We start from the raw sequence: 19,665 nt of genomic DNA on the forward strand, positions 1-19,665 counted from the left end.
CCGTGGGGAGGAGGGAGTGGCGGGTTTACGCCAGTTCTTTGAGCATCGCGTCGAGCGTGGTGCCGAGCTCGCTTGGCGAAGGCGAAACGCGGATGCCCGCATCTTCCATCGCCGCGATCTTGTCATCCGCGCCGCCTTTGCCGCCAGATACGATCGCACCGGCATGGCCCATACGGCGCCCCGGAGGCGCTGTGCGGCCAGCGATAAAGCCGACGGTCGGCTTGCTGCGACCCTTTGCGGCTTCTTGCTTGAGGAACTCGGCGGCTTCTTCTTCCGCCGATCCGCCAATCTCGCCGATCATGATCATCGATTTTGTGTCTGGATCGTCAAGGAACAGGTCGAGCACGTCGATAAAGTTGGTGCCGTTAACCGGATCGCCGCCAATGCCGACTGCGGTCGTCTGACCAAGGCCAACGGCCGTGGTCTGGTGCACGGCTTCATAGGTGAGCGTGCCGGAGCGCGAGACAACGCCAACGCTGCCTTTTTTGAAGATGCTGCCCGGCATAATGCCGATTTTGCATTCATCAGGGGTGAGGACGCCGGGGCAGTTCGGGCCGATCAGACGCGACTTGCTGCCGGTTAGCGCGGCTTTGGCGCGAACCATATCGAGCACTGGAATGCCTTCGGTGATGCAGATGATAAGTTCCACCTCTGCATCGATAGCTTCGCAAATCGCATCAGCAGCAAAAGGAGGCGGTACGTAGATGCACGAAGCCGTCGCGCCGGTCGCTTCTTTCGCTTCGCGCACGGTGTTGAATTGCGGCACGCCAATATGCGTGGAACCGCCTTTACCAGGCGTAACGCCAGCCACCATTTGCGAGCCATAGGCAATCGCCTGCTCGGTGTGGAATGTACCGGTGTTTCCGGTCATCCCTTGAGTGATGACCTTGGTGTCTTTGTTGATGAGGATGCTCATTCTTGATCGCTCTCTTCTTTGGCAGTGTCTGTTGTGTTGTCTGGAGTGAATTTGCGAAAGCTCAGTATATAGAAACCCGGATAGAAAACATCTTCCGGCAGGTCCGACTGAGTGGAAAAAGAGTTGGTGTACCGTGCAATCGTGCGGACATGCGTTGGCGAGATATTGTCCCAGACCCAAGTGCCGTTGCGCAGATCACCCGGTGAATTTCCAATCCCTGCATCAGCGTCTTTGCCGAACACTGCGCCGAGCAACTTGCCCGAGGGCATAAAGGGAAGGTCGGGCACCATTGTTACGCAAAGGTATTCCGTAGCGCCGATGTTACCCAGTCCTTCGACAGATGCCGCAGGGGCACCGTCTTCCGCTTCAACGGAACGGATCGCCATGAACTGGATAAGGTCCAGGCCCTCGACCGTCTTGTCGTAGACGTTGACGTTGGCCTTAAGGGTATTGCTTTCGGCTTCGAATTTCGCCGCATGCTCGGCCAAAACTGGGTCTTCGATGTCGCGCTTTACCCAATCAACGCTGAGCATGTCGCCCTTCGGGACAAAGCCGTTGACCGCAGGGCAATCCAGAAGGTGTGCCTCCATGGCATCCACATACGCCAGCGTGGCATCATGTGCCGCCGCTGGCGTTGCGAATGCAAAAAGGCAAAAGGGGATCGCGAAACGCATCAAGCGAGCGAGCTATCCAGGCCCTTACACGCTTCGAGCAATTCCTCGACCGCATCGGTCGATACTTTGAGGTTCGCTTTCTCTTCGTCGGTCAGTTCGATTTCGACCACATCTTCGGTGCCGCCTGCGCCGATTACGGTCGGTACGCCGACATACATGCCGTCAACGCCGTATTTGCCCGTCACATAGGATGCCGATGGCAGAATGCGTTTCTGGTCGCCCAAATACGCTTCGGCCATAGAAATCGCGCTGGTGGCGGGGGCGTAATAGGCCGAGCCATTGCCAAGCAGTTTCACGATTTCGCCGCCGCCAGCGCGGGTGCGGGCTACGATTGCGTCGAGGCGGTCTTCCGAAACGCCTTTGATCTTGGCCATGTCTTTGACCGGAATGCCGTTGATCGTGGAGTAGCTGAGGACGGGAACCATAGTGTCGCCATGGCCGCCCAAAACAAACGCGTTCACATCCTTCACGCTGCAATCAAATTCCCATGCGAGGAAGGTTGCGAAACGCGCGCTGTCGAGAACGCCCGCCATGCCGACCACTTTGTTGTGCGGCAGGCCGGAAAATTCGCGCAGGGCCCAAACCATCGCATCGAGCGGGTTGGTGATGCAGATTACGAACGCATCGGGCGCGTTGTTCTTGATACCTTCGCCAACGGCCTTCATCACTTTCAGGTTGATGCCGAGCAGGTCGTCGCGGCTCATGCCCGGCTTGCGCGGCACGCCTGCAGTCACGATGATAACATCGGCGCCCGCGATATCGGCGTAGTCATTGGAGCCGGTGATTTTTGCATCGAAGCCTTCGATCGGGCCGCACTGGCTAAGGTCGAGCGCTTTGCCTTGAGGCATGCCTTCGGCGATGTCGAATAGAACGATATCGCCCATTTCTTTCTTCGCAGCGAGGTGGGCGAGTGTGCCGCCAATCATACCGGAGCCGATCAGAGCGATTTTTTTGCGGGCCATTCGAAAGATTCCTTCCCAGAATTCATCGGGACGAAAACAATCCTCAATTCAAAAGCGCGAGCCTCGTCCCGTGAGGCCATGGCTTATGAACGTGTTGTCTGCGGGGTAGGCGGGTGCATGTACGATTGCAACCGGCAAAAGACCGTATGTGACAACTATCTTTGCATATAGTTCGCAATTGCAATAAGGTATTTAGCTGCGCGACGTCACTGGGCATTCGCGCATATTTTTGCGCCAAAGACCGTCGCAGTGTTACAAGTTTTAGGTAGATGCCGGTTTCGGCAGTATCCTGACGGTTAGCCGACGACCTTCTTGGTATCGCCTTCGCGTTCCTGCGTCAGCAGCATCGCGGCGAGATAGTCTGGCACAGCGCGGCTGAAATAGAAGCCTTGGCCCAGAGTACAGCCGGCTTCGAGTACAGCCTCAACCTGATCGATGGTTTCAAGGCCTTCAGCCACGATTTCCATCTCAAGCGTTGATCCCATTTCGGCAACAGCACGGATGATCGCGTCGCTCTTACGCCCGACATTTTTGCCAGAGACAAAGCTGCGGTCGACCTTAATCTTGTTGAACGGATATTTGTTGATGTAGCCGAGCGAGGAATATCCCGTTCCGAAGTCATCCAACGCGAATTTCACGCCGATGTCCGAAAGTTCCTGAATGAAGTTTGAGGTCGCGTGATTGTCTTCGACAAACAGGCTTTCGGTTACTTCTAGTTCGAGGCGATGCGGGTCCAATCCAGCTTCGCGCAAAGCGTTGCGGATACCAAGCGCTGCACCTGGTGCACGGATCTGCAATGGAGACAGGTTCACCGCGACGGTAACGTCTTCCGGCCAGGTCGCGGCCACTCGCGCAGCTTGCGCTGTGATCCAGTTGCCAAGCGTTACAATAACGCCGGTTTCTTCGGCAACTGGGATAAATTCATCCGGACGCAGTTCGCCCTTTACCGGGTGGAACCAGCGCACAAGCGCTTCAAAGGTGCGAATTCTACCGGTTTCCAAATCAACGATCGGCTGGAAGAAGATCGACAGTTCTTCGCGTTGGATCGCGGCGCGCAATTCATCCTCAATCTCGCGCCGCCGGACCAAATCGCGGGTCATTGAAGCATCAAAGAAGCGCGTCTGACCGCGTCCACCTATCTTCGCGTGATAAAGCGCAAGGTCGGCGCTTTGCATCAGAGTATCTGTGTCAGCGCCGTCTTCAGGCAACAAGGCGACACCCAGTGATGCGCGTACTTCCAAGCGATCGCCGTCGATCCGCATTGGACCCATGATTTCCGCATGGATTTCGCTTGCGAGGAGTTCTGCATGTTTGCGGTCGGTGATAGGGCAGAAGATAACGAATTCGTCCCCGCCAAACCGCGAAACGGTTGAACCTTCCGGACAGACATCGGAAAGCCGGCGGGCCACTTCGCTAAGAACCCGATCACCGACCGGATGGCCAAGCAGGTCGTTCACTTCTTTAAAGCGATCAAGATCGATCCAGATCAGCGCCAAATGGCTGTCATCATCGATGCTCATCATGGTCTCGACCATTGCGTGATTCAAACCGGCCCTGTTGGCCAGTCCTGTGACGACATCTGTGCGGGCAAGGATTTTCATCCTGTCAGCGAGTTTGGCACTGGTTTCCGCTGATGCGATGGAATCGCGAAGCACATTGAAAATGTTGCTGGCAATCGAGATCATTGCCGGGATCAACAGAAGGATCGTCAAGCCAAGAGCAATAAAGCCCGGTGATCCCGTCCAAAACGCCGCTAGCGCGATGGGTACGCATGAAAGGCTCAACTGTCCGATTGCAATTGTCAGACGGCCCGCATTGCGCGCCGAAACACCGATGCCGTAACCCAGAGCATTTGCTACCATAAGGACTTCGACTTGCGTCGTTGTACCGATCAGAATGGTGAACGCAGCGGTGCAGCCGAGCACTAAAGCAAAGCTGAAGGCTCCGACTTCATAGACGAATTCAAGTTTAGCGGTGCTGTTGCCCTCTGAATCTGGCGAAAGACCAAGCGCAGCTACTATCCGGGCTACTGCGATCACCGAAAGAAGGATTGCAGCGATATAGAGTTCATTCCGATCGGCGATCCACGCCGCCACAAAAGCTGCTGAGACGGTTGCAAGCGCGCCGATCGCCAAACTTGATGGTTGGGCATAGAGCGATTTGACCAGCATACGCTGAACGCGCGCGGAAACTTTGTCCGAGCGGTCCCGCCGTTTATGCAGCGCGCGAACTTTCGCGAATGGTCTAAGCGCTTTCATACCCAACCCGCAATAAAGCGAAGACGTCAAGGTCAGGTTAACAGGATAGTTACCCAGATTTTCCGCAGAAATTCTAGAGTTTTACCGCGCTGCGAAATCAATTGGCTGCGCCGCCAATCGGCTGGGTCAGGTCACATTTTTGGCGTTTATGCCCGCCTCAGCGGTCGCAGCGAGTCGGCGATCAAGCGTCCTCGTGATGCTCATCCACCAATCATAGGCATGGCGGTCGCCTGCAAAAAACGCCTGTTCGGCATGCGCACGGGCTGAACGCGCAGCGCCCAAACCGTGCTCTGCAAAATGCCGCAGAGCGGCGCGCAGCACCTGATCATTGGGAACCGAATTGCTATTGTCGTTCGCGGCTTGCTCAATCGCACGGCGGACGACGGTCCGGTCGATTGGTGTGCAGGCTGGAAAACGCGCTTGGCTATTAAGGGCGGCAAAGCGGATCGACATTCAGAGGTAACACCCAGATTGTTTGCGCCATTGCCCTCTGCAGGTGAGCGAACCGGTTCGTTCGCTGTTGATGAGGTGAGCGCATAGTTGCGACTTGATCCACCGTTTAGGCGCAGGGTCTCTAAGGCTTGGTTCCGGAACAGGGTTTCGAACCTGTTAACCGCGTTTCTGCGTCGCGCGGATTTAAGGTGTTTCGGATGCCGGTTCAGCCGCGGCATCGGCACTGGAACTATCGGCTGGTGCAGGGCGCTTTTTCCATTGGCCAGCGCGCGCATATTCTTCTTTCACTTGGCCAGTGCCGCCATAGGCAGGTGTGGCCTGTTCTGGCTGAACTGGAAGCGGCTCGAGAGATGCTGATGCCCGATTGGCTGGCCTGCTACTCGCGATTGGAGCATTGCTGCTGGCTGCTCGATTTTGAGCCGATGCGGCAATGGGCGCGACGGATACGGCTGGTTCGGTGCGACTGCTGACCCCTGGTTCGAAGCCGGAATAGCCAGAGTTAAACGCCGATTTTTCGCCATTGGCACCGCGATTGCGGTAAAACCGGTGGGCACCGATTGTCCCGACATGATCGAGGGAGCTTGCCCATTTCGGGTTCACCCAAAGAGTGTGGTAATGGGTCGCGTGACCGATTGGCGCGTAGACACTTCCCGCGAGTGCATCAGATGCGAGGCTTTGGGCACGCTGCCAGCTTGCCCCTTTTGCGCGGCGCGAAAGGCTGCCGTCGCAAGTGAAAGAGAATTGGCAACCGGTGGATCGCTTCGATCCTTGATAGACAACGCCGCAAACGCTTCCCGGCCAGCTGCGGTGGGCAACACGGTTGAGCACAACCTGCGCCACGGCGCGTTGTCCCGCTACGCTTTCACTGGCCGCTTCGTACCAGATTGCCTGCGCCAAACATTGCTGAGCGCGGCCCAGTGAATTGCCAGAAACCGATGCGAAGAACGGATTGGCGGCAGGACCCGCATCAATCATTTGACCAAGTTCGCGCCCGTCTTCCGCGCCCGTATCAAGTGCATCGGTGGTCGGCAGTGCGACCAGAGCCTCGCTAGGCGGATCGGCAAGATAGAAGAACGCCGAACCGGGAAAGCTCATTCCTGGCCGTTCGAATGGCATCACCGGAAGCTCGGCTAGATCGCTTCTAACACTTTCGGATTCTAACGGGGCGGAACCCGCAATTGCGCCAAAATCTCCCGGTGCAGCCATCGCCGGTACAGCGAGAATGGCGAGCAGAAGAGCTATTCTGCCATAAATAACCGGGCGTTTCGTTTCGACCGCTTCCACGCGCGACGCGTCCGGCAGTCTGATGACTTCCGGTGTGGAGCGAGCGAAGGTTCGCTGGGCGAGGGAGCGGATTGAATTCATAGCGCGAAAACGCGCGTATCGAGGCGCCCTCTATAATGCGAGCGCGCCGGAATGGCCGTCCCGAAAGCGGACAATGATTGCGAGCCTCCTTAACAACGATCTGAAGCGAGCTTGCGGAGCTTCTTCGAGCGCCCTAACGCTTAGGAAAGACAGGGATTGAACTGCGTGCCGGCATTTGAATATATCTCAGGCAGAGATTTGGGTGTTGCCGCTGCGCTGACGGCTGGGGCCATGCTTGCATCGTGCTCCGGGGCGGTGACATCGACACCAGAGGACGGTTCTGGCAGCCCACCCACATTTGTGAGCCTCAACCCGTGTCTTGATGCAATACTCGTCGAAGTCGCAGACCCGCGGCAGGTACTCGCTCTTTCCCATTATAGCCGGGATGCCAATTCCAGCTCCATCGAACCGGACATTGCAAATCGCTTTGGCGTTACGGGTGGGACAGCAGAGGAGGTGCTGGCATTGGAGCCGGACATCGTTCTCGCTTCCAGCTTTATTTCACCCGCGACGCGCAATGCGTTTGAGCGCTTGGATTTACGCGTGGAAACCTTTGGCAGCCCTGCGACCGTGGAGGAAAGCCTGAAGCAAGTCCGTGAATTGGCCGAGCTGACTGGTGAAACGGAATTGGGTGCAGATTTGATCGACCGTATTGGCGCTGACACAAACTCCCGGGCTGCGGCTGAAAGCGGCCGAACATATTCGGCACTGCTATGGCAACCGGGGCAGATTGTGCCTGGCGATGCGACTCTGGTTGGTGAGCAGTTGCGCTGGGCAGGATTTACCAACCACGCCGCCGCGCGCGGGCTGGGTCAGGCCGATTTCGTGTCTCTGGAGACAATATTGGCCGATCCCCCTGACATTCTGCTGATCGCTGGGGACAGGGCGGGGCAGACGCATCCACTTCTCGAAAATTTGCGCGGCACGCTCGTCGCCGAATTCGATCCGAAGCTGCTCTACTGCGGAGGGCCCACCATCCCTCTGGCACGCCAACGATTGCTCGATATTCGCGCCGAATTTGAACGGAATTATTGGCGGGCGAACCATTGATGAACCGAGCGTCCTTAATCTTTGCATTGTTGCTTGCGGTGTTGGTGCCGTTGTCATTACTTACCGGACGTGTCTGGATTGATCCGGCCACGACTCCCAACGCTACGCTTATCTTGATGGAGCTTCGTTTGCCGCGCGCGGCTCTTGCAATTGTGGTCGGTGGGGGGCTGGGCGCTGCGGGGGCGGCGATGCAAGGGTATTTGCGCAATCCATTGGCCGATCCGGGCCTGTTCGGGATCGCGCCCATGGCGGCGCTGGGCGCGGTGGCGAGCTTCTGGTTTGGAGCGATGCTTCCTCCCGCGATTGCCGCGTGGAGCTTGCCTGCCTTTGCATTGGCGGGAGCTGCACTGGCGATGGCGCTTCTCGCACTGATCGCAGGGCGCACGTCCTCCGGGGCAGGTGGCGGAATTGCCCTATTCACACTAGCGGGCCTTATGATCGCGAGCCTCGCAGGTGCGCTGACTGCACTGGCAATCACGATGGCCCCCAATGCCTTTGCGATGAGCCAGATTGTAATGTGGCTTAACGGCGCGCTCACGGATCGTTCGTGGCAGGAAGTGTGGATCGCGACACCTCTAGTGGCGCTCGGCATTGGTACACTTGCGATGGCTGCGCGGTCATTGGACGCTCTGACCTTGGGCGAAGATGCGGCGCGGTCCATGGGGGTTGATCCTTCGCGTTTGCTGGCGTTGTTGGTCGTCGGTGTCGGGCTGACGGTCGGCGCAGGGGTCGCGGTTGCTGGCATCATCGGATTTGTCGGGCTGATCGTGCCGCATTTAGTCCGGCCATTCACGGATCGCTTGCCCTCAAGCTTGATTTTGCCCAGCGCTCTTGCCGGAGCGTGTCTTGTGCTGATTGCGGATAGCGCTGTGCGTATCCTACCATTCGTCACAGAGCTGAGGCTGGGCATCGCTCTTTCCCTTATCGGAGCGCCGTTCTTCCTGTGGCTGCTGCTTCGTATGCGGAGGGGCGCGCTATGACTTTAGCAACAAAAAGCCTTTCTCTTGATCGCGGGGGCAAAAGGGTTCTGAGCGATGTCACAACCAGCCTCGAGCCGGGCACGATTACGGCGATTGTCGGCCCCAATGGTGCGGGCAAATCGAGCCTTTTGATGGCACTGGCGGGACTGTTGGAGCTGGGGGCAGGCGAGGTCACGCTTGAAGACACTCCGCTGCACTCAATGTCCGCGCAAAACAGAGCCCGCGCGCTTGGATACCTGCCGCAAAGCGCAGAGATTGCATGGGATGTGGCGGTCGAAACGCTCGTGGCTTTGGGCCGCCTGCCGCACCGAGATCGCGGACATGCAGCCATCGACGCCGCAATCGATGCGCTTGCGCTTGGCGAGTTCCGCAAACGCCCCGCCAGTCAGCTATCCGGCGGAGAGCGCGCCCGCGTACTGCTCGCCCGCGTGTTGGCAGGCGAGCCAGACTGGATACTGGCCGACGAACCGCTAGCCGCGCTTGACCTCGCGCATCAATTAAACCTGATCGAACACCTCAAATCCTGCGCCAAGGCAGGGCAGGGGGTCGTGATTGTGCTCCACGATCTGGCGCTGGCGATGAACCACGCGGATAGGGTGCTTGTGCTGCACGAGGGTAAGGTGATCGCCGATGGCCAGCCCGGCGATGCGCTCAACGAGAGCGTCATCGCGCAAGGCTGGGGCGTCAATACGCGCTGGATCGGTGAGGGCGGCGCACAGGCTTTGGTAACCTGCTAGCGGCTTATGGGTATTCAAAGACTACACCGATTCGCCCAAAAAGCGTGTGTTTCGCGTTTTCTCTAACAACGCGCGTACATGTTCAGAAGCAGCCGCCCGATCATGCAATTCACCAGATCTAGACCATGAAAAAACATCATCAGAGTTGTTCGAATTGTACCATATGCATGCCCAGCTACATTGAGGCAAAATCAGTAGCCTAGGTGCGAATTTGGATTTAGACTTTAGTGAATATACCGCCTCGGTTGAACGAATAAGTCCCAGAAAAAAGGCGCTTCCATCATACGTGACTTGTGTCAATTCAGGGTCTGAAGCCGTTTTGTGAAAATCTAGCAATACTGCCTTAGCCGCGCCGGAAAATGTGTATCGCCAACCTATGCGATCGCAATCCTGTGGCTGGTCAAAACTCTCTGGATCGCAATGATATATCGGAATTGATGAGAGTCTTCCGATTGGGACCTCTGCGCCCAAGAATTCTGGGTCCGAGAGCAAAGACACAGCAATTTCCTGTGCCTTCTTTGATGTGCGAACTGTTCTAATAGCTGCCATTATCGTTGCCATGGTTTTGGCAGAAAAAACGACACGATGCGGCCCGTTGTTCTGCCGGTTTGGAAAGTTCGTAAATTCATAGAATTCAATAGATAAACATTCGTTTGGTAAGCATCAGAATAAGATGGATCATATACTTTGAGGAGAAGGTTCTGGTTGGCGTACTGATATCCATAGAGACACGTTAAATGAGTGAAACCGGTGCTGTATCCATATCTATCAACCCACGCATAACGACATGGTACTGGCACTCCTCTTTGAAGCGCAGACATAACGTTGTCGAGATTCTCAACCGAGGTTCGATTGTAAACGAAACTCAATTTGAGCTTTGCACACAAGCGAGGCAGGAAAACATCAGAATCTGCCGGATGATTTTGCGTTTCGGTTCCCATCAATCGCGCCACTTGGCGTTGTTTTACAGACTTGCCATAACGTCTCGCAATTGCCGTCCCGACTGCAGCCCAGCACCACTCTGACTTTTCTTGAGGATGAAAGTAGTTGAAAGTGGATATGGTAAAACGACCTCGCATTCGCCTATTTGTAGGCACCGGGATCGGTGCGTATGGCGTGCTAACTCTAGGCCGAGTCATGGATCAATATGGCCACTGGAGTAGGCGCTGGGCCCCGCCATTACTCCTCGACCTCCTCTAGCGTTAGCGCGTCTCGAATGCGCTTTTCGAGTTCTGCGATTTGCGCGTCCAGGGCTAAGACGGCAATCCTTTCATTGCGCAATTCGATCTCTGACGGGGTAGTCGCGGATAAGCCTGAAAGCTCATCTTGTCTCGTTTGAATATCTCTTTGTTTGGTTAGGTTGTCCAACTCAAGCGTGAGACGGTCATTCTCGAGCTGCAATTCAGACTTTTTCGCATCGTTCGCTGCTGTAGCTGCATCTCTAACCGCCAATATATCAGCGAGAGCCAGCTCGCCTGATTTTAGAAGCTCGGTGCCGCTGTCTTTTGTCTTTTTGTACTCAATTTTTGTGGGCGTGCCATCAAGAGCAAAGGTCGCCGAGATGGAGTTGTTTTCACCAAATCCGTTCGTAAGAGGCAAAAGGCGAAAGCGCCCAAGCTGCGCAATCCGGATGTTTGCGTCGATAACTGGTTTTGTGCTCCTCTCACCCGTGAGTGTCATCCGAACTTGCTCGGGTGATCGAAATACGAAGCCTTGCTCCGCCTTTCCTGCATCTGACCTATCACTAGTATCCGCTGCTTTGAGTTCAGCTTCGCAAGCGGAAGGTTCTGTTCCTATGCATATATTTTCGGCTGCACTGTCAGCACCAAATTTCAGTTTCGCTGTGAGCAGTTTTTCGAAGTCTTTTGCCGTCTGGCTTGGTTTTGTTTCTCCGTTTTGAGCGGTTGTTTCAAACTTGGCGAGCGCCTTTTCCTTCAAAATCACTTTTTTGAATTTGTCCAATTTGCCTTTGTCGGGCCTGATAAGAAGGTCCTTCTCGGTCAGACTTTGCTCCTTCAGTTCGAAGGTTCCAGTGAGTGTCAATTCCTTGTCCAGGAGCGCCAGAGCCGCTGTGATCTTTTTCAAAGCTGCGGCGTCTTTTTTCGATTTCTTGATCAGGGTGGTCAGTTCTAGCTTTTCAGATTCTGCTAGAGCGCCCAAGGCTGCTTTGGCTTCAAGCAGTGCAATTTCTGATGCGGCTTTTGTGGCGGATTTGCCAATTTTTTTAGCCTCATTCACAAGGCTATTGCGGCCTTTTACAAGTTCAAATGCTTCGGGCGTGCATGGATCAAACAGGTAAGCTGTCTCTCCAGGGTTGGGTGTTCCGTCGGCGCTAATCGGGGGTATACCAAAAGCAAGTTTAGCGATGGAGCCAGCGATTTTGATCCCGCTTCCGATGGCCGCAGGCTCTTGACCCTGAACGCTTGCGTTGATCGACTTAATAATTGCGGTGTTCGGATGATATTCGATCGCAACTTGGGTTGTCTTGAATGCTTTCGAGAGATCCTCATAGTTCAGAGTATAGCTGGGGCCTTCAATCGATCTGATTGTGTGGGACCCCACCAAGCCAAATTCGAGCGGTAGACTGGCATTATCGATTTCTACAGGCGTCGGGGATTTTCCAATCGGTTTATCAACAGCGACCAGCTTACCTCCAACAATTCGAAGTTCTTTGCCTGTTTCGTCATAAAAGACTGGCGGGCCTCCCTCGTCCTTTCGCTTCGTGACGATCTGTGGGCATCGCTTAAGCGTCCATTGTGCTACGACCTTAAGCTCAGTCGTGGGCAAGCGATATGGAATGCCTTCTGGCTTTCTCGTATTATCGGCGAGGGCACCATCGTGCGCGACAGACAGATGTGTCTTACTACACCCGCCAAGCGCCACGCTGCTCGCCGCCAAAATCAAAACCAATTTCTTCATTATGTGCCCCACAAAACGGAGGCGGCCATTCACGGATGGCTTTATTGCATGAGCAAACGTCTTCCGGCTTTCGCCAATCCACGCTGACCATGCAGCAGAACCCACCGGGGAATGACCGCCCCGCTGATATCTTTGCGACCCTAGGTGCGACCCAAAGGGCTTCGTGGAAGACTAGCAAAGAGGCCTATAGGGATACGCGCTGATCAGGGCTGGGGAACTTTAGTTTTCCTGTAGCCCCCACTGAAAACATTGAAGAATTTTAGGCGGACTTGTATTTTTTCGACAAACGTTGGGTTCTTAAGTTTGTTAACGCAAAAGTTCGTGGCTTGTCTTGCGCGGACACGGCAGGGCAGGCGATAAGCAGGGTATGGCTTTAGAGATCACATCGCGTCTTGACCTCGTGGATTGGTTTGAGGATCAGTCCAGTGGCTGGGCGGTATTGATTTCATTGCGTGCAGTCCTGAGAGCTGGACCGCTCGCGTTCGATCCTAATGGCTGGAATGATGAAAGCTCTGGCTCGCTCGCATCTTTGACAGTTTTTCGAGCACTCAGCGCCTCGCAGGCAAGACTAGAATACCCGACAGACGAGGGAGTTCGTGCTGCGAATCTTGCTGGAGTAACCGCCGATAACACTGCTTTCTGGTCGGATACGAACGACACACTTTCGCGTTCAGTAATATATACGCTTGATGCGTGTTCACAATTGGCTTTTGCCGCAGCCTCAGAAGGTAATGCGCTCACAGTGCACGCCAGCGATGCAGTTTTTGATGCCGCTGTTGCCGCCAACGGAGACATCCCTGATACTCAAAGCCCTGCCGATAATGTTTGGCAAAGTGTGTTGGGCGATTGTGATAGCGTTAAGATGGGCGCAGCTCTCAAGAATTTGAAAGCGAAACCGCTTTGGAATGAGCGTCCGGACTGGTTTATTGACACTTGGTCGAATGCTTCGAAATGGCTGTCATCTGCCGGTTTGGGCTTCGAAATCTGGCGTGAATGGTACTACGGGCGGCTCGAAGGCCTACCGCATGCCTTCGCCAACTTCGACGATGCGGCTGACGAGAAATTTTACAGCTGGCTTGTAAAGCATGGAAGCGCTTGGTGGAAACGCGAACCCGCCGAGGTCAATGCCGAAATCAAGACTTTCGTCGACAGTTTGCGGAAACCGAACGTCCCCTCTGACGAAGAGTTGGAACAAAACCCCCGTGCCTTTACCTTCTCGCTCGACAGTGAAGGACGCACGGAGCTCGATGAAGATGTGTTGCCCAACGGTCTTCAGGGTGATGCTGACGAACGTGACAATCACTCTGAAATTCTGCGCCTGATCGAGAACGCTGTTCTGGCCACTGCTGGTGATACCAACGCCAAGGACATGGCCGAGCCTACAGATCTGCTGAAAGAGGCTGTTGGCGAAACTGTTGAGGCATTGCGTCCTCGCTTATTCGTACTTCGCGCGCGCGAAATTATCCGACAGGTGAATGAGCGCGAAAGCGGGGAGAGTATGAACCCGCAGCTTTCCGAGAAGCAGCGTGATGCGTATTTGCCGCTCGTCGCGGCGCTGGCGATGATCGCCGAATTCAGCCCCAAGCTCGCGCAGCTTTGGCATGGCAAACTCGGTCAGACGGGCGAACCGCTTACGCGCGAAATGCTTGATTTGATCGCCGAGGCTTTTCGCAATAGCCGCCAGACAACCGATCTGGCTCAGGCGATTATTGAGGCAAGCAACGCACAGGTTGCGCCCGATGCTCCTGACGATGACCCAGCACGGATCGCTGCGAGTGAAACCAGCCGCAATGTGGTCCGCAAAATGGGCGGAGCAGTCAAGAAAGCCGGCGATGGCGCGAGATCGATTGAGAACATTGCTAAATTGACAGATCGCGCGATCCAGATTGCAGGCTATCTCAAAGGGCGACTCCCTGATGGGGAAACGATTGCGCGCATCCTGCAAATGTTTGGTGGCGGCTGATCAATAGGTCAGAAACCGTAAAGCCATTCAGACGTTGCAATCCAGTCCTGCGAAAACCATTTCGTGGACACGTATCCGCATGTGCCTTCGCGCCACTTGACTCAATCGAACATTACCGGAACAAACCCGCCGCATGAGCCTAACCAAAATTTCAGTCCGTGGTGCTCGCGAGCACAATCTCAAAGGCGTCGATATTGATCTGCCGCGCGATGCGTTGATTGTTGTCACAGGGCTTTCGGGGTCGGGCAAATCGAGCCTCGCCTTCGATACGATCTATGCGGAGGGTCAGCGGCGCTATGTCGAGAGCCTGAGCGCCTATGCGCGCCAGTTCCTTGAAATGATGCAGAAGCCCGATGTCGAGCATATTGACGGGCTTTCGCCAGCGATCAGCATCGAGCAGAAAACGACGTCGCGCAATCCGCGCTCAACCGTCGCGACCGTAACCGAGATTTACGACTATATGCGACTGCTCTGGGCGAGGGTGGGCGTGCCGTACTCGCCAGCGACCGGGAAGCCAATCGAGGCCCAGACCGTCTCCAATATGGTCGACCGGGTGATGGAATTGCCTGAGGGCACGCGGCTGTATCTGCTCGCGCCGGTCGTGCGCGGGCGCAAAGGTGAATACCGCAAGGAGCTGGCCGAATGGCAGAAAGCTGGCTTTACCCGGGTGCGGATCGACGGGGAACTCTATCCGATCGAAGAAGCGCCCGCGCTCGACAAGAAGTTCAAGCACGACATTGAAGTGGTGGTTGATCGGCTTGCGGTGAAAGAAGGACTGGAGACACGACTTGCGGACTCATTCGAAACCGCGCTGAAGCTGGCCGAGGGGCTGGCTTATGTGGACCTCGCCGATGGGACTGTGGAGGAAGCTTTGGCTTCCGTTCGTCCTGAGCTTGTCGAAGGGCGAAAAGCAGATGTCGAGCAGGTTCGTACTTCGACAGGCTCAGCACGAACGACGGACCAGAAGATGAAAGGCGCGGGTATTCCTGCCAACCGCATCGTGTTTTCCGAGAAATTCGCTTGCCCCGTCAGCGGATTTACCATCGAAGAGATCGAACCGCGACTGTTCTCGTTTAACTCGCCTCAGGGTGCGTGCCCAACATGCGACGGGATCGGCGAGAAGCAGTTGTTTGATGAGCAGCTGGTGGTGCCCAATGAAGGGCTGACCTTGAAACAGGGTGCGATTGCCCCGTGGGCGAAATCCAATCCGCCTTCGCCATACTATATGCAGGTGCTCAAGAGCCTTGCGAAGGCGTATGATTTTGACGTCACAACGCCATGGAAAGATCTGGAGCCGGATCAGAAGTTGATCATTCTCCACGGCACCGGCGGGATGCCGGTTGAGCTGACGTTTAAGGATGGCCGCAAGTCCTACACGGTGAACAAGCCGTTTGAAGGGGTGGTCGGCAATCTCAATCGCCGGTTGATGCAGACCGAAAGCAGCTGGATGCAGGAGGAGCTTTCCAAGTTCCAGACCGCCCAGCCATGCGAGACCTGCGGAGGCAAACGCCTCAACGAGAAAAGCCTCGCTGTGAAGGTTGCGGGCACGGATATCGCCGCGCCGACCGTGATGAGCGTCTCCGATGCGAAGGACTGGTTCCTCGCGCTGGATGACAAACTCACCGACACACAGTCGCAGATCGCCAAGGCGATCCTGAAAGAGATCAACGAGCGGCTTGGTTTCCTCGACAATGTCGGGCTCGATTACCTCAATCTTGACCGGACCAGCGGCACTTTGTCAGGCGGGGAAAGTCAGCGGATCAGGCTTGCGAGCCAGATCGGTAGCGGCCTGTCCGGCGTGCTCTATGTGCTCGACGAACCGAGCATCGGCCTGCACCAGCGCGACAATGACCGGCTGCTGGAAACGCTTAAGCGGCTTCGCGATCTGGGCAACACAGTTATCGTGGTCGAGCATGACGAGGACGCGATCCGTCAGGCGGACCATATCGTTGACCTCGGTCCCGGCGCCGGTGTGCGCGGCGGCGAAGTGGTCGCGCAGGGGACGCTCAAACAGATACTCAAATCCAAAAAGTCGCTCACCGCGGACTACCTGACGGGTAGGCGCGAGATTGCCGTGCCGAAAGAGCGCCGCAAGGGCAACGGGCACAAGCTGACGGTGAAGGGCGCTTCGGCGAACAACCTCAAAAACGTCACCGCATCCATTCCGCTTGGCACGTTCACCTGCATCACCGGCGTATCGGGGTCGGGCAAATCGTCCTTCACCATCGACACGCTCTATGCCTCCGCGGCCCGCACATTGAACGGCGCGCGAGTGATCGCGGGCAAGCATGAGAAAATCACCGGCCTCGAATTCTGCGACAAAGTGATCGAGATCGACCAGTCGCCCATTGGCCGCACCCCGCGATCCAACCCCGCGACCTATACCGGCGCCTTCACGAATATCCGCGACTGGTTCGCCGGTCTGCCGGAAAGCCAGGCGCGCGGGTACAAGCCGGGCCGTTTCTCCTTCAACGTGAAAGGCGGCCGCTGCGAACAATGCACCGGCGACGGCTTGATCAAGATCGAGATGCACTTCCTCCCCGATGTCTATGTCACGTGCGAGGAATGCGGCGGCAAACGCTACAACCGCGAAACGCTGGAGGTGAAGTTCAAAGGCCTCTCCATCGCGGACGTGCTGGATATGACGATTGAGGATGCGGAGGAGTTTTTCAAAGCCGTGCCGCCGATCCGCGACAAGATGCGGATGCTGAACGAGGTCGGCCTCGGCTATGTCAAAGTCGGCCAGCAGGCGACGACATTGTCAGGCGGCGAGGCGCAGCGCGTGAAACTGGCCAAGGAGCTGGCGAAACGCTCCACCGGACAGACGCTCTATATCCTCGACGAGCCTACCACCGGCCTGCATTTCGAAGACGTGCGCAAACTGCTCGAAGTGCTGCACCGGCTGGTGGAGCAGGGCAATTCCGTGGTCGTGATCGAGCACAACCTAGACGTGATCAAAACCGCCGACTGGATTGTTGATTTGGGACCGGAAGGCGGCGTGCGCGGCGGCGAGATCGTTGCCGAGGGCACGCCGGAGAAGGTCGCGAAGGAGAAGCGTTCGTTTACGGGTGGGTATCTCAAGGATATGCTTGCCAAGTAGATCGATTGCATAGCGATTGCGCCAAGGAGATTGCACAATGACCGACGAAATTTCCGTCCCATGTCCAGCTTGCGGGACAGCAATCCCTATTTCGCCAAAAGCCTTGATCATGGGCGAACACTTCACTTGCCCGAACTGCAAAGCCAGCATCGGCCTCGCTGAACAGGGAGGAGGCGAGGTCAAAGGCGCTATGGATAAGCTGGGCCAGCTGAAAGATGGGGCTGGCGTGTAAGGTTCGGCGGCTAGGTTGTGGCCGAGGGCACACCGGAGAAGGTCGCGATAGAGAAGCGTTCGTTTACGGGTGGGTATTTGACTTACGTGTTGAGGAGTACTTGGCTTAAGTGGGGAGTAAGGTTGACATAAACTGTTTTTATTACAATGCTTTGAAAAACAGGAGTTAAAATGGCAAAAAAGCATCGTAATCAGCTCGTGACAACTGCATTTCACTATCTTGTGAAGTCTATGCCAAACGATGACCCCGAAGAAGAGGCGATCGAGGATGGTTTTACTCAAGATGAATTCGAAAGGGTTTTGGCTCTTCTGCGTGACACAACTCAGCTAGACGACAATGATGCTGAGATTGTTCAGTCCATCAAAGATGGCACTGAAATGCATCGACACACATTCTCCGAGCCATCGCCCGGTGTCTATTTTGGGGAGTATGAAGGGGCGTATTATGGTCAAAAATTGAGGAACAATGTCCTCGGAGAAATAGATCCCGAAAGCCTCAATTTGCGGACATTTTATTACTTAATCACTCGTTTACGTGACGGTAAGATCTTGGTTGGGGTCACCTATCATGGTCAATTTGGCGACTATGATGGAATCCGCTCATATTTGTCGCACCACCTAAGGGGAAACTATCGTGTAGCGTCGAAGACACTGAAGAGCATTGCGACTGAGATAGGTGAGGGCCATCCTATTTCTCTCAAATTGACCTATCGAAAAGGTTCTAATCGGGCTGAGCGTCGGCCGCTATTTGGCTCGACTGGTGAGATCGCCATCAAGCGATCCGATTTTGGGGCCGATTTTGATGAGCGTGTAGTCGGTGCATCACGTCAAATTAGGGGGACAGACGAACAACGAAAGCGTGCTATCGCAAATATGGTAAGGCAAGGAGAACTAATGGAGCTTGATGCGGATGAGATTGTTGGTTGCTCAGCTGTGATTCGAGAACATGGACGGCAGCGGACCGTCTATTTCCTCGGCGACAATAATTTTGCGACCAAATTTTATCTTGGAGTTGATATTGGCCGTCACGGGGAGGTTGATCCAGACGAAATGAGCTCAGAAATGCTAAGGGTAATGAGGGAGCGAATTATTCCGCTTATCGACAATGCTGCAGAAGCCTAGGATAATTTGGGACGCATATGAAAGCTACGAGAACGATGCTGCGTGGCATAAAACCAGAGCCACACTGATAACTCTCTCGTCAATATTTATTGGTCTCTACTCTTCAGACATTTCAACTACGGCCCTGCCTGCTATGGCACTAACTGTGTCTGTGCTCGCGGGTTTTACTTTTACCGCTCTATTTTCGACGGGCTCAATTTCAAATGCCGATTTAGCTGATCCTGAAAACGAAAGTCAGCGGAATGACCTAAATAGACTCAAGGAAATCACGAATAACATTCGAGTTCGAGCTAGATTGTTTTTAGCCGGGGCGGTCACATGCCTAGTGCTCGTTCTGCTACTAGCTATTCCAGTATCAGAAGGCCTTATAGAACGGCACCTAAATTGGGTCGTAAATCGCGATTTCGATCATTTTTTCGGAATTGTTTGGACCGCTCGAGACCTTCTGAGTTCACTAGTGTGCGCCCTAGCCTTTTTAGTGTTTTTCGAATTGTTGTACTTGTTTTACAGACTATCCGAATCAATTTTCTCGATACTAGAGATACGGAGACAGTATCGCGCCGAAGAGAGGCGGTAAATTAAACCACTGCCTTGCATCTGAAATTTGCATATTGAATTTGGCGCCTTTCATCATGGATCGTACTTTACCGCAAGCTGCGAGGAGCTGCGGGTGCTGTTCGCGAGTGGTTTTCCAAGAAGTGAGAAGTTATTTGTTTGGACCCTGCGGGCGGGGCGCATCCGCGCCGCTTGCTTCCTCGCATAAGCTCGGGCGGCCTTGCGGGTGGCCTTTGGCCGTCTGCGCCTTCGGTTTCGACTCCGCCCTTGCGGACCCTATCGGGTCCGAGCCATCTCAAGCCATCGGCCTTGCGCCCCGAAACTTGGCACTACTTCGCAATGAGGCTGCGGAGCTCGGCGGCGCAGCCGCCGCAAGGGCG

14 protein-coding genes are annotated in these 19,665 nt (G+C 55.3%); 7 read left to right on the forward strand and 7 right to left on the reverse strand.

The genetic code is table 11. The features are described from left to right. Window positions 1-25: 25 nt before the first annotated feature. The 6 genes from sucD to MWU39_RS05130 all read right to left on the reverse strand — a co-directional run bounded on the left by sucD (window position 26) and on the right by MWU39_RS05130 (window position 6,628). Window positions 26-916 carry a succinate--CoA ligase subunit alpha gene (gene sucD / locus MWU39_RS05105; protein ID WP_247158893.1) on the reverse strand — a complete coding sequence of 297 codons (891 nt, stop codon included), beginning with the start codon at window positions 914-916 and terminating at the stop codon, window positions 26-28. Then, a complete protein-coding gene (locus MWU39_RS05110) occupies window positions 913-1,593 on the reverse strand; it encodes a hypothetical protein (RefSeq protein WP_247158894.1) in 681 nt (226 codons plus the stop codon). Before MWU39_RS05110 ends, sucD begins: the two co-directional genes overlap by 4 nt. Continuing rightward, window positions 1,590-2,552: a malate dehydrogenase gene (gene mdh, locus MWU39_RS05115; protein ID WP_247158896.1), complete on the reverse strand. Its 963-nt coding sequence runs from the start codon at window positions 2,550-2,552 to the stop codon at window positions 1,590-1,592. The genes MWU39_RS05110 and mdh overlap by 4 nt, the downstream gene beginning before the upstream one ends. Before the next feature lie 296 nt (window positions 2,553-2,848). Further along, complete coding sequence (locus tag MWU39_RS05120; RefSeq protein WP_247158897.1) at window positions 2,849-4,810, reverse strand: EAL domain-containing protein; 1,962 nt, start codon at window positions 4,808-4,810, stop codon at window positions 2,849-2,851. 126 nt (window positions 4,811-4,936) lie between these two features. Further along, window positions 4,937-5,263, reverse strand: a complete 327-nt coding sequence (locus MWU39_RS05125) for a hypothetical protein (protein ID WP_247158899.1) — start codon at window positions 5,261-5,263, stop codon at window positions 4,937-4,939. A 183-nt stretch (window positions 5,264-5,446) separates the two neighbouring features. Further along, on the reverse strand, window positions 5,447-6,628 hold the full coding sequence (locus MWU39_RS05130; RefSeq protein ID WP_247158901.1) for a cell wall hydrolase: 1,182 nt from the start codon (window positions 6,626-6,628) through the stop codon (window positions 5,447-5,449). 165 nt (window positions 6,629-6,793) lie between these two features. Here MWU39_RS05130 and MWU39_RS05135 point away from each other — a divergent pair, with 165 nt between their 5' ends. Genes MWU39_RS05135 through MWU39_RS05145 form a run of 3 tightly spaced genes read left to right on the forward strand, consistent with a single transcriptional unit; the run spans window position 6,794 to window position 9,395 of the window. Next, window positions 6,794-7,678 (forward strand): ABC transporter substrate-binding protein, encoded by an 885-nt coding sequence (locus MWU39_RS05135; RefSeq protein WP_247158903.1) that lies wholly within the window; start codon window positions 6,794-6,796, stop codon window positions 7,676-7,678. Continuing rightward, on the forward strand, window positions 7,678-8,658 hold the full coding sequence (locus MWU39_RS05140) for an iron ABC transporter permease (RefSeq protein WP_247160308.1): 981 nt from the start codon (window positions 7,678-7,680) through the stop codon (window positions 8,656-8,658). The genes MWU39_RS05135 and MWU39_RS05140 overlap by 1 nt, the downstream gene beginning before the upstream one ends. After that, window positions 8,655-9,395 carry an ABC transporter ATP-binding protein gene (locus MWU39_RS05145; RefSeq protein WP_247158904.1) on the forward strand — a complete coding sequence of 247 codons (741 nt, stop codon included), beginning with the start codon at window positions 8,655-8,657 and terminating at the stop codon, window positions 9,393-9,395. The genes MWU39_RS05140 and MWU39_RS05145 overlap by 4 nt, the downstream gene beginning before the upstream one ends. 1,179 nt (window positions 9,396-10,574) lie before the next feature. Here the strand turns inward: MWU39_RS05145 and MWU39_RS05150 are convergent. After that, window positions 10,575-12,314 (reverse strand): hypothetical protein, encoded by a 1,740-nt coding sequence (locus tag MWU39_RS05150; protein ID WP_247158906.1) that lies wholly within the window; start codon window positions 12,312-12,314, stop codon window positions 10,575-10,577. A 367-nt stretch (window positions 12,315-12,681) separates the two neighbouring features. On the opposite strand from MWU39_RS05150, the gene MWU39_RS05155 reads away from it, so the two are divergent. From MWU39_RS05155 to MWU39_RS05170, 4 genes are all read left to right on the forward strand, one after another. Continuing rightward, entirely contained in the window at window positions 12,682-14,277 is a 1,596-nt protein-coding gene (locus MWU39_RS05155; RefSeq protein ID WP_247158907.1) for a hypothetical protein, read from the forward strand. A gap of 133 nt (window positions 14,278-14,410) precedes the next feature. Next, entirely contained in the window at window positions 14,411-17,377 is a 2,967-nt protein-coding gene (uvrA, locus tag MWU39_RS05160; RefSeq protein ID WP_247158908.1) for an excinuclease ABC subunit UvrA, read from the forward strand. 37 nt (window positions 17,378-17,414) lie between these two features. Beyond that, window positions 17,415-17,609, forward strand: a complete 195-nt coding sequence (locus tag MWU39_RS05165; RefSeq protein WP_247158909.1) for a phage terminase large subunit family protein — start codon at window positions 17,415-17,417, stop codon at window positions 17,607-17,609. 170 nt (window positions 17,610-17,779) lie between these two features. Beyond that, window positions 17,780-18,730, forward strand: a complete 951-nt coding sequence (locus MWU39_RS05170) for a hypothetical protein (protein ID WP_247158910.1) — start codon at window positions 17,780-17,782, stop codon at window positions 18,728-18,730. Window positions 18,731-19,665 lie beyond the last annotated feature (935 nt).

The sequence above is a fragment of the Erythrobacter sp. F6033 genome (assembly GCF_023016005.1).
In the GTDB taxonomy this organism is placed as follows: Bacteria; Pseudomonadota; Alphaproteobacteria; order Sphingomonadales; family Sphingomonadaceae; genus Erythrobacter.